General features: G+C 32.7%; 14 protein-coding genes and 1 riboswitch. Of the genes, 2 read left to right on the top strand and 12 right to left on the bottom strand.

All coding sequences use genetic code 11. From position 1 onward, the window contains the following. Nucleotides 1–312: 312 nt before the first annotated feature. On the top strand, nucleotides 313–1,095 hold the full coding sequence (locus tag P2W65_RS07865) for a sulfite exporter TauE/SafE family protein (RefSeq protein WP_289664712.1): 783 nt from the start codon (nucleotides 313–315) through the stop codon (nucleotides 1,093–1,095). A gap of 79 nt (nucleotides 1,096–1,174) precedes the next feature. Here P2W65_RS07865 and P2W65_RS07860 read toward each other — a convergent pair whose 3' ends face one another. From P2W65_RS07860 to P2W65_RS07810, 11 genes are all read right to left on the bottom strand, one after another. Beyond that, nucleotides 1,175–1,585, bottom strand: coding sequence for an RrF2 family transcriptional regulator (locus P2W65_RS07860; RefSeq protein ID WP_109191652.1), 411 nt, complete (start codon nucleotides 1,583–1,585; stop codon nucleotides 1,175–1,177). Nucleotides 1,586–1,711: 126 nt separating this feature from the next. Further along, on the bottom strand, nucleotides 1,712–2,215 hold the full coding sequence (locus P2W65_RS07855) for an RDD family protein (protein ID WP_289664710.1): 504 nt from the start codon (nucleotides 2,213–2,215) through the stop codon (nucleotides 1,712–1,714). Between the two features lie 162 nt (nucleotides 2,216–2,377). Continuing rightward, complete coding sequence (locus P2W65_RS07850) at nucleotides 2,378–3,550, bottom strand: trans-sulfuration enzyme family protein (protein ID WP_289664708.1); 1,173 nt, start codon at nucleotides 3,548–3,550, stop codon at nucleotides 2,378–2,380. Between the two features lie 143 nt (nucleotides 3,551–3,693). Then, nucleotides 3,694–4,119 carry an OsmC family protein gene (locus P2W65_RS07845; RefSeq protein WP_129746168.1) on the bottom strand — a complete coding sequence of 142 codons (426 nt, stop codon included), beginning with the start codon at nucleotides 4,117–4,119 and terminating at the stop codon, nucleotides 3,694–3,696. 16 nt (nucleotides 4,120–4,135) lie between these two features. Next, complete coding sequence (locus tag P2W65_RS07840) at nucleotides 4,136–4,693, bottom strand: hypothetical protein (RefSeq protein ID WP_289664706.1); 558 nt, start codon at nucleotides 4,691–4,693, stop codon at nucleotides 4,136–4,138. 63 nt (nucleotides 4,694–4,756) lie between these two features. Then, entirely contained in the window at nucleotides 4,757–7,171 is a 2,415-nt protein-coding gene (gene thrA, locus P2W65_RS07835) for a bifunctional aspartate kinase/homoserine dehydrogenase I (protein ID WP_289664705.1), read from the bottom strand. A 1-nt stretch (nucleotide 7,172) separates the two neighbouring features. Further along, nucleotides 7,173–8,156 (bottom strand): alpha/beta fold hydrolase, encoded by a 984-nt coding sequence (locus tag P2W65_RS07830; RefSeq protein WP_289664704.1) that lies wholly within the window; start codon nucleotides 8,154–8,156, stop codon nucleotides 7,173–7,175. A 79-nt stretch (nucleotides 8,157–8,235) separates the two neighbouring features. Further along, nucleotides 8,236–8,343: riboswitch (SAM riboswitch) on the bottom strand. Between the two features lie 189 nt (nucleotides 8,344–8,532). Next, nucleotides 8,533–8,736, bottom strand: coding sequence for a hypothetical protein (locus P2W65_RS07825; protein ID WP_219071101.1), 204 nt, complete (start codon nucleotides 8,734–8,736; stop codon nucleotides 8,533–8,535). 648 nt (nucleotides 8,737–9,384) lie between these two features. After that, nucleotides 9,385–10,473, bottom strand: coding sequence for a homoserine dehydrogenase family protein (locus P2W65_RS07820; protein WP_289664703.1), 1,089 nt, complete (start codon nucleotides 10,471–10,473; stop codon nucleotides 9,385–9,387). A 221-nt stretch (nucleotides 10,474–10,694) separates the two neighbouring features. Continuing rightward, complete coding sequence (locus tag P2W65_RS07815) at nucleotides 10,695–11,999, bottom strand: O-acetylhomoserine aminocarboxypropyltransferase/cysteine synthase family protein (RefSeq protein WP_179003225.1); 1,305 nt, start codon at nucleotides 11,997–11,999, stop codon at nucleotides 10,695–10,697. A 68-nt stretch (nucleotides 12,000–12,067) separates the two neighbouring features. Continuing rightward, nucleotides 12,068–12,244 carry a hypothetical protein gene (locus P2W65_RS07810; protein ID WP_289664702.1) on the bottom strand — a complete coding sequence of 59 codons (177 nt, stop codon included), beginning with the start codon at nucleotides 12,242–12,244 and terminating at the stop codon, nucleotides 12,068–12,070. 684 nt (nucleotides 12,245–12,928) lie between these two features. Between P2W65_RS07810 and metK the strand changes: the two genes are divergently transcribed. Then, the gene (metK, locus tag P2W65_RS07805) at nucleotides 12,929–14,179 is read left to right on the top strand and encodes a methionine adenosyltransferase (RefSeq protein ID WP_289664701.1); all 1,251 of its coding nucleotides are present in this window, start codon (nucleotides 12,929–12,931) and stop codon (nucleotides 14,177–14,179) included. A gap of 118 nt (nucleotides 14,180–14,297) precedes the next feature. On the opposite strand, the gene P2W65_RS07800 is transcribed toward metK, so the two are convergent. Then, on the bottom strand, nucleotides 14,298–16,547 hold the full coding sequence (locus P2W65_RS07800) for a hypothetical protein (RefSeq protein WP_289664700.1): 2,250 nt from the start codon (nucleotides 16,545–16,547) through the stop codon (nucleotides 14,298–14,300). Nucleotides 16,548–16,560: the final 13 nt, after the last annotated feature.

Here is a 16,560-nt window from a genome sequence, read left to right as displayed (position 1 = left end):
TTAACAAGTTTAAATTCTTCTTGAAAACCTATTACCCTATCGGGTTAGTAGATTACTTTGCAAAAATACTACTTATTTCTAAATTACAAAGCAATATTATTATTTTTTTAAGCCCTTAATTAACCTTTTATTACATTCTAAAAGAGAGTTTTAAGAATTATGCCATATAATTTCACAAATAATGCCGTATTGCAAGATATTGCAACAATTTAAGCGTCAAAAAAATTTGGTTATTAAATACATTTTTTAATCTCTATAAAATCGATAGGATTATTATAAAATTGTTGTATTTTAGCCCCCAAACTTTTATTTATGGATTTTCAAATAGGTCTTGTAATTGCAGGATTAGTCGTTGGATTTATTGTTGGACTGACTGGAGTTGGCGGCGGTTCTTTAATGACTCCAATTTTATTATACTTCAATATTCCGCCAACAACCGCCGTAGGAACCGATTTATTATACGCTGCATTTACTAAAGCAGGAGGTGTTTTTGTTCACAACAAAAAAGGAAACATCAACTGGAAAATTACAGGCTGGCTGACTCTTGGAAGCGTTCCTGCTTCTTTAATAACATTATGGATTTTAAACAGTATTAAAACTGATATTGAAACCATTAACCATGTTATTAAATATAGCTTAGGCTGGGCTTTACTATTTACTTCTGTTGCTATTATATTCAAAAATAAGATTTTGAAGTTCTCTCAAAAACATGCAGGAGATAAATTTCACAGTGAAAGCACGACTCAAAACGCACTAACTATAGGAATTGGAATTTTATTAGGGGCAACCGTAACACTTACTTCCATTGGAGCTGGAGCTTTAGGAACTGTTACTCTATTTTTCCTTTACCCGTTATTACCAACACCTAGATTAGTAGGAACTGAAATTGCGCATGCTGTTCCTTTGACATTGGTTGCCGGAATCGGACATGCTTCTATGGGAAATTTAGATATTGGTTTATTAGGACAATTACTAATGGGTTCTCTTCCCGGAATCTACATGGGAAGCATGCTAAGCGGAAAAGTACCGGATCAATTCCTTAGAAACGCTATAGCCGTAATGCTTTTTATGGCTGGATACAAATTGATTTTTTAGACTAAAATTACTTTAAAACATAAAAAAAAGACCATTTCATTAAAACAGAAATGGTCTTTTGTATTTTAAAAATATCATCTTAAAAAGCGATATCTGCTAAAGAATTACTTTCTAATATTTTAAGTGTATTATCTCTAACTTCTGTCATTAAACGACGTGCTGCACAGGTAGCTTCATCATCACAATCATCACATCTTTCGTAGAAATTATGACTGGCACATGGAAGCAAAGCAATTGGGCCTTCTAAAATACGATAGACTTTTGCCATACTGATATCTTTTGGATCTTTTATTAAATAATAACCACCGCCTTTTCCTTTTTTAGCACCAAGAAATCCAGAGTTTCTTAACAGCAATAAAATACTTTCTAAAAATTTTATCGAAATGTGTTCGCTTTTCGCAATTTCGGCAATCTGTACTGGTTCATTATTTTCGCGTCTTGCTAAATAAGTCAAAGCTTTGATTCCGTATTTTGTCTTTTTTGAAAGCATCTTTATGTTTTAGATCGCAGTTTTTCAATAGTTAATTGATTACCGCAAATTATTAAACAACAAAAATATGCTTTTTGTTTGAACTATCACAAAAGAATAAAGTTAAATTCTACTAATTCTATCAAATTACTTCTTTAAATTTCCTATCGCGTCTAAATTATAAAAGATTTCCATGTCTTTTTCCAAGTCATTTTTCTCGACAACATAAGTTTTTGATAAGTAATCATGCCAAAACCTTCCCGATTTTCCTAAAAAAGAAAACACATCAAAAGGAATTAAACGACATACAGTTCTCAGACAAACCATTTCAAAATTAGGTTTTATTCCATTTTCATTCACCACGATACTTCCAGTAATAATTTTTCCTATAGTTCTGGAAAAAAGAGATTCAAATATCAAATAGTAGATTATCGCAAAAGAAAGGTAAGTTCCTATTACTCCAAGGCTGATCATAATTTCTACCCAAGCACCATAAGTATTCCATTGAAAAACATTCCCAATAATTACAACAAAAAATGAAAAAACAAATATGAAAACTGAAATAAAAACAAAATCAATAATGCCGTTAAAAAAACGATCACGATCAGACGTTAATAACTTCTTGTGTAGAACATAAGTAGAATCGCTCAAGTGTATTTAGTTTTTTTTAATTATTATCTATAAACTTCACTATTGACAAAAATAGCTTTTTTACATAAAAAGCAATCATAAAAAAAGACGATTCCTAATAGCAAACCTTACTATTAAAAATCGTCTTTATATATAAGAAATTGAAAATCTAAAGTCTAAAATTTAAGAAAGTGCTTGTTTTAAATCTGCAATTACATCTTCAACAGTTTCTAAACCAACAGAAACACGAACCAAACCTTGTGTGATTCCAACTGCTAATTGATCTTCCTCAGACAATTTACTGTGTGTTGTAGAAGCCGGATGTGTTACGATTGTTCTTGTATCTCCAATATTTGCCGATAATGAACAAAGCTGAATTGCATTCAGGAATTTTCTTCCTGCTTCGATTCCTCCTTTAATTTCAAATGCAATAATGTTTCCACCTGCTTTCATCTGTTTTTTAGCAATTTCGTACTGCGGATGCGATTTCAGGAATGGATATTTTACACTGTTTACATTTGGATGGCTTTCTAAAAATTCAGCCACTTTTAAAGCGTTTTCGCAGTGTCTGTCTACACGAACTGCCAAAGTCTCTAAACTTTTTGACAAAACCCAAGCATTAAATGGCGATAAAGCCGGCCCTGCATTTCTTGAAAACAAATAAATCTGTCTGATTAACTCTGCATCTCCAACAGTTACTCCACCTAAAACACGTCCTTGTCCGTCGATTAATTTTGTTGCTGAATGAATTACCAAATGTGCTCCAAATTTAATTGGCTGTTGTAAATATGGTGTTGCAAAACAGTTGTCGATAATTAAAATCAAGTTGTGTTTTTTAGCAATATTCCCTAACAATTCTAAATCAATTACATCTACCCCAGGATTTGTTGGGGATTCGGCGTATAATATTTTGGTGTTTGGTTTGATAAAACTCTCGATTGTTTCTGGCTTATTAATTTCGAAATACGAAGTTTCGATATTCCATTTCGGGAAATAAGTCATAAACAAAGCATGAGTAGAACCAAAAACACTGCTTGCAGAAACAATATGATCTCCGGAGTTTAATAACGCCGCAAAAGTAGAATATACTGCCGCCATTCCTGTTGCAAAAGCATAACCAGAATCTGCTCCTTCCATTTTGCAGATCTTGTCTACAAACTCTGAAGTATTTGGATTACTGAAACGACTGTAAATATTTCTTTCTTTTTCTTCTGTAAATGAAGCGCGCATATCTTCCGCATCTTCAAATACAAAACTTGACGATAGGTATAATGGCACCGAATGCTCTAAATACTGTGATCTTTCTAATTGTGTTCTAATGGCTTGTGTTTCAAAACCAAATTCTTCTGTATTCATTGTGTATTGTTTTTTGTTTTTTTTGTTTCAAGTTTCAGGTTTCAGGTTTCAAGTTTTAAAAACTGAAATCTAAACTAAAACAAGTCAATTATTTATGCGCAATCTGAGCATTTTCTAATTATCTAATTGACAAATTATCTAATTTATAAAGCCTCGTTGTTCAAGACAACTTTGTAGCTTATTGTTGCTGTTGGTTCCACTGTTTTGGCAACTGAACAGTATTTCTCAAAAGAAAGCTGTGCTGCTTTTTTTGCTTTTTCCGGATTGATTTCTCCTTCTAAATAAAAAACCACATCGATTTCTTTAAAAGGTTTTGCTTCTTCGATCTGAACACGTGTTCCTTCAACCTCAGCGTTAAAAGAAGTGATTTCCTGACGCTGTTTTTTTAAGATTGAAATCATATCAATAGCACTGCAACCTGCAACTCCCATTAATACTAATTCCATTGGACTTGCTCCTAAATCGCTTCCGCCAAATTCGGCTCTGCTGTCAACATCAACTACGTGTCCGCGTTCATTTTTTACTTTGAAATGAAAGGCGTCATTTACTCTGTTTAAAGTTACTTTCATGGTATTTATTCCTAAGTTATTTGTCTTTTTTATCTAATTTATTCCAATATTCTAAAATCTGTTTTTTAGATTCTTCGTCTAGCGATTTAAAATTATCAGAGAATTTGTCTGTTCCAAAATTATCTGAGACACTTGACTCTATAGTGTATAACTTATCTTTTTGAGAAAATACAAGATGAACCGACTGTTGTTTAAAATCAGCATCATATAATCCATAAATAAAAAGAGCATCTACACTTTTATCTTTATTATAATCTCCAAAGGCCTTTCGGCTTCCCCAAGATGAAATAATTCCGTTGTGATTTACCTCCAAGATCGATTTTAAAACCCATTTATCATTTACTTTCGTAAATCTTTGGAAATACATTTTATCAGGAATAGTATTTTTTTCAATCTTAGAAAAAATAAAAACATTATCCTCGCTTCCAGGAGAACTTACCTCATCAACCTGAATTATTCTTACTCCTTTGTACGGGAAAACATCCTGAGTATAGCTGTCTTTGTTCCTAATAACATTAGAAACCTGAGCTACGATACTATTTGAAATCAACAATAAAACAAAAATCTTTTTCATATTTACATTATTAAAACTAAATAACGAATTTAAGATTTTTCTTTCTTTTGTTTCTTGTTTAATTTACCCTTTATCAGACAATCTCAAAATATCGCCAAAAACTCCTCTTGCCGTTACCGCAGAACCTGCACCAGCTCCCTGAATAACGATTGGACGATCTCCGTAAGATTCTGTGTAAATTTCGAAGAAAGAATCAGAACCTTTTAATCCGCCTAATGCCGTATCTTTTGGTACTGAAACTAATTTTACTTCTAGATTTCCTTTATCATTCTGTAAATCTCCAGACAATTCACCAATATATCTTAACACGTGATTTGGCTGTTGTTCTGCTTTTATTTTAGCATAAATCGGATCGAATTCTTTTAATTTCGTCAAGAAATCGGCAGCGCTTCCTTCACGTAAGTGCTCTGGAATTAAATTCTGAATTGAGATTTCTTCAAACTCATTTTGTAAATCTAATTCTCTTGCCAAAATCAATAATTTTCTTCCCACATCATTTCCACATAAATCTTCACGCGGATCTGGTTCCGTATATCCGTTATCAATTGCTTCCTGCAAGATTTCGCTAAAAGGCGCCTCTTTTGCAGAGAAATTATTGAATAAATAACTTAATGTCCCAGAGAAAACTCCTTTTATTTTTGTAATATTTTCTCCTGAAAGGTGCAATAATTTGATTGTATCAATTAATGGTAATCCTGCACCAACATTGGTTTCATACAAATAATTCTTTTGATTTTCAGCCAAAGCTTTTCTCAATTCTTTATAGAAACCATAGCTTAATGTATTGGCCACTTTATTAGAAGAAATCAAATCGAAACTGCTTTCTACTAACGGAATATAATTCTCAACAAAAGTCGCACTTGCTGTATTATCAATCGCAATTAAGTTTTCTAAATGATGCTCATTCGCGTAAGCAATAATATCTTTTATTGTATAAGCTTCACCTTTGGTTTCAATTTCACTTTTCCAATTGTTGGTAACACCATATTTGTTTAAAAGCAGTTTTTTAGAATTTGCTATAGCAAAAACATTAAGCTTAACATCTTTACGTTTTTCAATCGCAGCAGCCGATTCTAAGATTTGATTAATTAAAGTTCCTCCCACTAATCCGTGACCGAAAATGGCAATGTTGATTTTCTTTGAAACTCCAAAAATCTCTCCGTGAATTACGTTTAAAGCTTTGTTTAGTTCTTCTTTTTTAACAACCAAACTCACGTTTTTACCCGTCACAGTGTTGTTAAATAAAATCGGAACAATTTTGTTTTTAATTAAAGCAGTATATGGTTTATGGAAAGTACTCAAATCCTGTCCAATAATCGAGATTACAGATACATTGTCTGTTACCGTAATCTGGTTTACGTCTTTAGAATAAAAGTCATTTTCAAACTCTTTTTCTAACTCTACCACCGCAGTCGTTGCTTTATCAGTTGCAACCACAAGTCCAATTCCTCTTTCTGAAGAACCTTGTGAAATGATACTTACACTGATATTATGATCGCCCATTACTTTAAAAATTCGGGCATCGACTCCAGCTTTTCCAAGTAATCCGCGTCCTTCAAGATTTACAAGAGATACATTTTCTAAAACAGAAAGTGTTTTAATTCCTTCTTTTGCAGTATCTGAAGTAATTAATGTTCCACGGTTTTCGTGGTTAAAAGTATTTAAAATACGAAGTGGAATATTCTTTTCTAACAAAGGAATAATCGTTTTAGCATGTAAAATTGTTGCTCCAAAATTAGCCAGCTCGTTTGCTTCGTTGAATGATAGATATTCAATTTTCTTAGCATCGGCTACTAAATCCGGGTTTGCCGTATAGATTCCGTCTACATGCGTGAAGTTTTGTAATTCTTCAGCATTTAAATAATTTGCGATTAACGAAGCGGTATAGTTACTGCCATTTCTACCTAGAGTAGTTGTGTCGTTGTTGTTGTTGGAACCAATGAAGCCTGTAACTATATTAACCGTTTCGCCGTTATGTTCTTTAAAATAATTGACTACGTTTTTCTTTGAAAGTTGTTCTAATGGCTGTGCATCACCAAATTTAGAATCTGTTTTCAGCAGTTCTCTAGAATCTACAAAATTGGCAGGAATTCCTTTTTCTAATAAAATAGCTGTCAATAATTTAGCCGAAAGCAATTCGCCTTTAGACAAAATCTGATCTTTAATTTTTTTGCTGTAATCGCCAATTAAGCTTACACCTTCAAAAAGTTTATCTAAGACATTAAATTCTTCAGACAAATCGACTTGCGGATAATCTGATATTTGATATTTTTTGAAGTTTTCTAATAATTCTTTGTAACTGCCGTTTTTAGCCGCAATGCTTAAGATAAATTCTAATTCGTCCGTAGCATTTCCACGTGCAGAAACTACAACAGCAATTTTTTCACCTTGATTTACTTTATCAGAAATGATAGAAACAACTTTATTAAGTCCTTCTCCGTTTGCTAACGATTTACCTCCAAATTTTAATACTTTCATTTTATTTCTTTATTGTTTCTGCCTTAAAAATGTCGGCAAGTAAATGATCTAATTGTTTGTACTCGATTAAAAAAGCGTCATGTCCGTGAACCGAAACAATTTCGCTGTAGAAAACATTGTCTTTAAATTTCTTTAATTCTTCGTAGGTTTCGACATTTTCTTTGGCCGTAAAAAATAAGTCGGAATTGATTCCTACAATATGAATCGAAGCTTTTGTTTGAGACAATAAGTTTTCAAAACTTTCACTATTTCTAGTAATATCAATTGTTTTAAGCAACTGATTCATTAATTTATAAGAAGACAACTGAAATCTTTGCTGTAATTTTTTTCCGTGATGCGCCAGCCAGCTTTCGATATTAAAAATCAAAAGATCTTGGTTAATTGTACGCTGAAATTTTTCTTTAAATGATTCCGGCGAACGATAACAAAGCATGGCATGAATTCTCGCATCTTCGATTGGTTTTGAAGAATTGTTCAGAATCTGCTCCTGAAGAAAACAATTGGCTATAAGCCAGTCTGTCGATTTCCAGTCACTCGCTATTGGAATAAGATTTTCTGTAATACTAGGTTCTAAAGCTAAGATTTCCCAAGCAATTCCACCTCCAACTGAACCGCCAATCACTGCAAAAAGCTTTTCGATATTTAAAGTTTTAATTCCTTTAATAAAGATTCTTGCAATATCTCTGGCTGTGAAATCAAGATAATTTTCGATTAAAAAAGAATTCGTACCGTTTCCTGGAACATCAAAAGCCAGAATAGTATAAACAGTAGTATCAATGGTTTTGCCTTCGCCAATTAAGTCATTCCACCAGCCGTTTTCGCCCGTAACTTGCGAATTTCCTGTTAAGGCGTGATTAACCAAAACGATTGGCGCACTGTGCAGGGGCTGACCTGCCAATGTAAAATGTAACGGTAAAGCATGATAAGATGCACCACTTTCTGTGATGAATTCCTGAATTATAATAGGGTTTGGTATATTTTCCAATTTCAAATCTGTTGTATTATCTGATTTGTATATGGAAATATTAGAAAGAAAAAACTAGAGTAAACTAGAAAAAATCTTGTTGTTATCTTTCCACGTTGGGCGTGGTAGAATGTAGCACCTTCTTCGTTTTACCGAAGGGTTGCTAAGGCTTCATCGGGTCTAATCCCTCGTCCTTTCTTTATAACATTTCAATACGTGTTTGAACTTAACGGTGCAAATTAACTACTATTTTCTTAAACAAACAAATTTTATCTAAAAGTGTTTGTTAAATTTCTGAGACTTACTTTAGCAAAAACTATTATACGCAAAAATTTACCGAACATAAATGCCCAGTAAAATTAAGCAGGTTTTAACCTAGTTTATGTCACTTATCTGTTTAGATGAAAAGCGTTTCATTTTCTTTTGAATACATCAAAAACAATAAAGAGTTGGGTGCTTTTTTTTCAGCATTTTTATCCGTTTCGTTCATTCCGAATCTTGGATGTGCCAATTCATTTGTTGGCGGTGGCGGATTGTTTTTTCTTGTCCTTCTGTTTTTCAAATTTGAAATTTTTTCTGCTAAGTAGTTCAATGTGCTCATGATATTAAGTTTTTAAGTTAAGTTGCGTTTTATAATCTTTATTTCTCTTTTATATTTGTGTTAAGCCCCTTTCGGGAATAAAAAAACCCTTTTGGATTTTTAGATACCAAAAGGGTTTAAGTTTTTTAAACTCATTTATACTTTTAGTATCAACAGACCGATGCGCGTACGCAAATAAGCGCGACAGCAAACATCTTGTTCACCTGTAAGGATTTATTCATCTGTGATTTATATTGTATATTTAAATTCTGCATTTTTTTATAATTAAAAAGCCTCCCAATGTTCTTTGGGAGGCTTTTACTAATATATTGTGTTTCTTACAATTTTAAGCAATAGGCGACCCAGCCTCGGTAATAACCGAAATGGCACAAAACATTTTGTTGACTTTTAAGTTCATTTGATTTCTAGTAGTTTTTGGGTACAACAAATATGCAACTATTTTTTCTATTACACAAATGAAATTCAGGAATTTAATTACAAAATTCGTTAAAAAAGTTATTTTTAACGTTAAAAAACATCTTACAAAAACAAAACAAAGATTATTCTTACTAAACAAATCGAAAAAAGATCATTTTTCAGCTCTAAACTCCATTGACAAATCAATTTATCAAAGAACATCAGTTATATTTTTAGTTTTTTTGAGAAAATCTAAGACCAAACAGCCTCTTTATTTCTAATTCTTTCTGCAACTTTTAGAATATCGGTTATGATTCCCCTCGAAATTGCTTGTTTACATGGTGGCGCACTTTGAATTACAATCGGAACAGCAGCGTAAGATTGCGTATAAATTTCAAAAATGGTATCAGAACCCTTTAATTGTCCAATTGCAGAACTAGCAGGTTCAGAAATCAATTTGACTTCCAGTTGATTCTTCTCCAAATCAAATTCGCCCACATATCGCAATACGCTATTGTCTGCCTGTGTGATTTTTGCAATTTTAAAGGATTTATCTATCGCGTCTTTATTCAGGACACCATTTTTCCCCAAATGCTCTTCTGTGATAAAGGGTTTTATTTGAATGTCTGAAAACTCGAAATCTTTTCCAATTTCTCTCGCCAGTATCAGAAGTTTTCTTGCCGTGTCATTTCCAGATAAATCTTCTTTAAATGTTGATTTCATCAACCCTAAAAGACTTGCATCTTTTAAAACCGAAGAAAACGAAACGTCTTCTACTGAAAATCTATTGAAAACATAACTCAAATTATCCGAGAAAACACCACGAATCTTCGTGATTTTCTCGCCAGAATAATATAAATCTCTCAAAGTCTGCAAAACTGGAATTCCGGTATCAACTGAGGTTTCATACAAAAACTCTTTATCATACTTTTTAAGATTGGCTCTTAACTCTTTGTACAAATCTATCGGAAGCGTATTGGCTTTTTTATTAACAGCAACGATATTAAATCCGTTTTTAATCAAGGTATTGTAGTGTTTTACCAATTCATCACTTGCCGTTGCATCTACCGCGATCAAGTTTTCGAATTCATTTTCTTTGGCAAATTCAACAATATCTTCCACTTTAAAAGGAACTGCCAATTGTAAAAAGTTGGTTTCCCAAGCATACCCTACGCCTTCTTTCTCAAAAAAAGCGACTGTCGAATTGGTTATTATTGGAAAATGAAAATCTACATTTTTGCTTTCAAGAAAAAACTCCTGACTTTCTATAATCTGATTAATCAAAGTACTTCCGATATTACCAATTCCAAAAAGGACTATGTTTATTTTAAGCTTTGACATAATTTTTAATTTTTGAAACCATATAAGTAATATAAGTTCATTTAATTGCCGTGTACATAGCAGTTCTTCTGTTTAGAGTTAGATGCACTGCGGTGTGTCTATATTGAAATGTACTTATATCACTTATATGGTTTAATTTTATAATGATGCTTTTCATAAAAAATTACCTTTAGCAAAAACCACTCGCTAAAGGCAATTTTTCAAACAAAAAACAAAAAAACCTAATTTTTATTGATGCTGTATTGTGAAAGCGAAACGGTTTCAAAAACAGCCTGCAGATCAGCAATTAAATCCTCAATATCTTCAATTCCCACTGACAGACGAACCAAATCTTTTGAAACTCCCGTTTCAATCTGCTCTTCATCTGTTAATTGCTGATGCGTTGTACTTGCTGGATGAATAATCAGCGATTTAGTATCGCCAATATTAGCCAGTAAAGAGAATAACTTGGTATTGTCTACCACTTTTTTAGCCGCATCAAAACCTCCTTTTAATCCGAAAGTAATGATTCCGCTTTGTCCTTCTGGTAAATATTCTTTGGCTAAATCATAATATTTATTGGATTTTAAACCTGGATAATTTACCCACACCACCTCATCTTGTTTCTCTAACCATTCGGCCAAAGCCAAAGCATTTTCACTATGTTTCTTGATTCGGATTGGAAGTGTTTCTAAACCTTGAATAATCTGAAAAGCATTAAATGGACTCAAAGCGGCACCAAAATCACGCAGACCTTCAATTCGTGCTTTTGCAATAAAAGCGGCATTCCCTAAAGCTTCGTGATATACTAATCCGTGGTAACCTGCTGATGGTTCAGTAAATTCAGGGAATTTTCCGTTTGCCCAATCAAAATTTCCAGCATCAATGATAACACCTCCCAAAGAAGTTCCGTTTCCAGCGATATATTTAGTTAAGGAGTGAATTACAATATCGGCACCATATTTAATAGGGTTTAACAAATAAGGTGTCGCAACTGTATTATCTACTATGAATGGCACTTTGAATGCTTTGGCTTCTGCCGAAATTCCTTTTAAATCTAAAACGTCTAATTTTGGATTTCCTAGAGATTCCACAAAGAAAGCTCTTGTATTTTCTTTTGCCGCTTTGGTAAAATTTTCTGGTTTTGAAGGATCAACAAATGTTGTTGTAATTCCCAATCTTGGCAACGTAACTTTTAAAAGATTATAAGTCCCGCCATATAAACTGTTCGAGGCTACAATATGATCTCCTGCTTTCAGCAAAGTCAGTAATGTTGTAGAAATTGCCGATGCTCCAGAAGCGGTAACTACAGCTCCGATTCCACCTTCCAGCGCTGCTAAACGCTGTTCTAAAACATCGTTTGTCGGGTTATTTAATCTAGTGTAGATAAATCCAGCTTCCGCAAGGCCAAATAAGTTAGCTGCATGATCGGCATTATTAAATACGTATGATGATGTTTGGTAAATTGGCACTGCTCTTGTTCCTGAATTTTTAGTAACATCGTGTCCTGCGTGTAATGCGTTTGTTGCAAATTTTTGTGTACTCATGATTTCTTAGTTTTTTAGGTATTGTTAATACGTTTATATATTGATATTGTAATTGATATTGTAATTGATTACGCTAAAATATCTTCAGCTTCTTCTTCAAGATCGTACAGATGAAACAGTAATGATTTTTGATTTTTTATCTGCTGAGCAGGATCATATTTTACAGTTTCAGCTGCTGATTCTTCCGAGCTATTATTTCTTAATAAGTATTGAAATGCGATTGTATTGATATCTAATGTATTCATGATTTAAAATTTTAAGAGATTGAAATAAAAAAAGCCCTTTCGGATGGCTTACCAAAAGGGCTTATAGTTGAAACTATAACAAAGATTCGATCTTTCACTTTTGGCAACAGCAACTTTGGACACACATTGGCATCTTACAACACATCATCATTTTATTTACTGTTGAATTTTTCATTTCTTATTCTTTTATTTTTTTGACTTCATAAAAAAACCTCTGCTGTTGGGCAGAGGTTCTTATTGTATTTTGTAGACTTAATTACTAAACAATAGAGTTACTCTGCGGATTGTTCCGACATCATACAACACATATTTTTAGCAGTTAAATTCATTTTCTTATTGTTTTACAGGGCAAATTTGAGAACTTTTTTTCAAACCACCAAACAAAAATCAAATTATTTTCCATTACCCTATCAAAATACTATACTTCTGTTAAATTTCTGCTATAAAAAATAAAAAAAGTTGAACTTTGATTTGCAAATCAAAATGGTTTCATACCTTTGCACCCGAAACAGAGGAAAAATTTGAACTGATTGCAACCTCTTCGTAATGAAATGATTTCATTATGAATGCTGAAAGAATTCCTTTCGGTAGTAAAAAATGCTAAAGCAGAAACTCTCCTTTAGCCCTTTTTAGCAATCATTTCCTCGCTTAAATTTAAAATTAATACATTTTTATTACATTATTATGGCTTATTTATTTACGTCAGAATCTGTTAGTGAAGGGCATCCAGACAAAGTTGCAGATCAAATTTCGGATGCTTTAATTGACAACTTTTTGGCATTTGATGCTGACTCAAAAGTTGCTTGTGAAACTTTAGTTACAACTGGTCAGGTAATTTTAGCAGGTGAAGTAAAATCAAATACTTATCTAGATGTACAGCATATTGCACGTGAGGTAATCCGTAAAATTGGATATACTAAAAGTGAATATATGTTTGAAGCGAATTCTTGTGGAATTCTTTCAGCTATTCACGAGCAGTCTGCAGACATTAACCAAGGTGTTGACAGAGCTAAGCCAGAAGAACAAGGTGCTGGTGACCAAGGAATGATGTTTGGTTATGCAACTAATGAAACTGAAAACTACATGCCATTGGCATTAGATTTATCTCATAAATTATTACAAGAGTTAGCTATTTTAAGACGTGAAAACAAAGAAATCACTTATTTACGTCCAGATGCTAAATCTCAAGTAACATTAGAATACAGCGACGATAACAAACCAACTCGTATCGACGCAATTGTAATCTCAACACAACATGATGATTTTGATGAAGAAGCTGCAATGTTGGCTAAAATCAAAAAAGATATTATCGAAATCTTGATTCCAAGAATTATCGCTAAAAATCCAGAGCACGCTCACTTATTTAACGATAAAATCAACTACCATATCAACCCAACAGGAAAATTCGTTATTGGAGGGCCTCACGGAGATACTGGTTTAACAGGAAGAAAAATTATCGTGGATACTTACGGTGGAAAAGGTGCTCACGGTGGTGGTGCATTCTCTGGAAAAGATCCAAGTAAAGTGGATAGAAGTGCTGCTTATGCAACGCGTCATATCGCTAAAAACTTAGTTGCTGCTGGTGTTGCTGACGAAATCTTAGTTCAGGTTTCTTATGCAATTGGAGTTGCTGAGCCAATGGGAATTTTCATTGAGACTTACGGAACTTCTAAAGTAAACTTAACTAACGGTGAAATCGCTAAAAAAGTAGAAGCTATCTTTGATATGCGTCCTTACTTTATCGAACAACGTTTGAAATTAAGAAACCCAATTTACAGCGAAACTGCTGCTTACGGGCACATGGGACGCAAACCAGAAACGGTTACTAAAACTTTCTCTGCTCCTGGAGGACAAGAAAAAACAGTTACTGTTGAATTGTTTACATGGGAAAAACTTGATTTTGTTGACCAAGTAAAAACTGCTTTCGGATTATAATTTAACCTGAAACATTTATATACAAGAAAGGCTGTCTAAAATTTTAGACAGCCTTTTTTAGTTAAACTCAAAATTAAACGACAGATTTTTGAAACTTGTCGGGTCGTTTAATTATTAATTAATATGTTCCGTTTTGCATTTTTGTTAAGGTATCTTTTATATCAGTTGCTGTAACTCCATCCATATTTGCATCTAAATATTTTACAGCTAAAGTCTGGGTTGCGATAGCTTTTTCTTTCTGGCCGTCTTTATAATATAATTGTGCCAAAGTATCTAAATAATACGGATTGTTTTTGGTTACCAATAAACTGTATTCAGACCATTTAATAGCATCTTTTAAGAAGCTAGAATTTTGAGCTTTTAATACTACTGTCCATGCTGCAGTATTACACAAATTAGAATGATATTCTTTAAAAGCATTCCATCCGTCATAAGAATAAGCAGATGACGCATCTAATGTCGAAAATATTGCATCTAATTTCTCAATAGGATTTCCTCCAGCTAGATTCGCTTCAAAATAGGTGTTGAATTCTCTTAAATAGGTTGTATTTGAAGTATCTTGATCTTCTACCATCGACAGATAATCAAAGTAATTTTTGTAGGCATCAAAATTTCCTTTTCCAGCAGTGATTGTCTTTTTATAAATCGAATTGACTTTTTCTTTATTGATTTCTCCTTTAACTCCATCCTGAGAGGCATAAACATTTTGCTGCAAAGCATTCGAAATTTCAGAAACAATATTTCCTAAAGTATGTAACTCTCCTTCTTTACTATTAAATGCTTCACGATTGTTCTCTATTTCATCTGAATGTTTTAATAAATAATCAATCGCTAAGAAATCAGTATCGTTTAGAATTCTGTCTTCATTAAAAAGCTGTTTTGTAAAGCCACCGTTTTTGATTTCTTTTACAATGGTTTCAGCCAAATACATATTAACTGCTGTGTCTTTTTGATGCGATTCAATTAATTTTTTCCAAGCTGCATTTACTTCCTTTTGATCTACTGTTGTTTTTGTAATTACAAATTCCGTTGAATTAGGATCAACAGTTGTTGCTGTATCATAATCGTATGTAGTTTCTAATAATGCTGTTTTATTAAAAGCTTTTATTAAATCTGCATCTGTTGCTTTCTTATTTTTTACTGCATTATTTATTGAGATTAAAGCATCTGCTCTTAAAAGTTGTCTGTAAAATTCACTATAATAACCAAATTGATATTGCTGTGCTGTTAAATCAGATTTTGCAGAGGCTATTATATTTCCTTCTCCATTTAGAACAAGTACACTTGGATCACTGGTAATTTTATTGGTTTTCAGCCATTTTTTATCATCGGCTCCAGCCAAATAAAAATTATACACATCATAAAGAGCAACATATTTATCATACATATTATATCCCGTTTGTGTTTCTTGTTCTTTTACGATAGCATCGAAACTCTCTTTTGCCGATTTAGTATCACTATCAGCGTAAACAACCAAAAATTTATTAGCAGAACCTTTTGTTACATCGGTCGCTTTCTTTAAGCTGTTTTCGATCTTTAATTTAAAATCATATCTAGTATACGCTGGTGGTGGAACAGCATAATCTGCAGCTGTTGCTACACTATCTGTTGCGACAATTCCTGTTCCGAAATCATCACTAAGTAAAGTATTTTCTTTTCCAGGATAAGTCCAATTGGAAACAGAAAGACTTTCTAGAGGAAGAACTTTTGCCGTTTTCTTAGACGGCTGTGGATCTTTTTCATTAACAAAAACCAACGGATTTAATCCTGATTTTTCAGAGATTTTCAATTCATTTGTACTTCTGTCAAAGAATCCTGCTATCTGTAAATCTCCTAAAACTGCTAACTCGTAATTAATGGTAATCTCAGAAACATCTTTTGGCAAAGCATATTTATTTACTGAAGTCGGATTGTAATTATCTTCAAATACCAAATATAAAAAGTCTGCTTTTTCAATTTCAAAATCTAAAATAGCTTTAGTCCAATCAGGATCGGTTTTCGTTTTAATATCTGAAAGCTTTTGATATTTAACCTCCTCATTACCTTTTTGAGTTCCTATATAAAATGAATAGTAAGACGGATCTAAAAATTTTACTTTTATATTTTTGGCTTTTTTATCCACTTTAAAAGAAAGGTCAAAACTAGTCTGAGCTTCTGCATTTTTAATAAACACTAACGAATCTCCTTTAACTGCATAATCTCCTGAATAGAATACCAGTTCGTATTTGTTATCTTCTAATAAATTTAATTTGATTTTCTGTCCTTTGTTTGTAGATAAATAAGTTCCTTTTTCGCTGCCTTTTGTTTGAGAAAAAGACGTAAAAATTCCCGAAGTAAATAGCAATAAACTCCAAATAAAATTGCGCATAATATAAAAATTT

Source organism: Flavobacterium panacagri, assembly GCF_030378165.1.
Classification (GTDB): domain Bacteria; phylum Bacteroidota; class Bacteroidia; order Flavobacteriales; family Flavobacteriaceae; genus Flavobacterium; species Flavobacterium panacagri.
The sequence above is the reverse complement of the archived record's forward strand: the minus strand, read 5'-3'. Positions and strand labels throughout refer to the sequence as shown.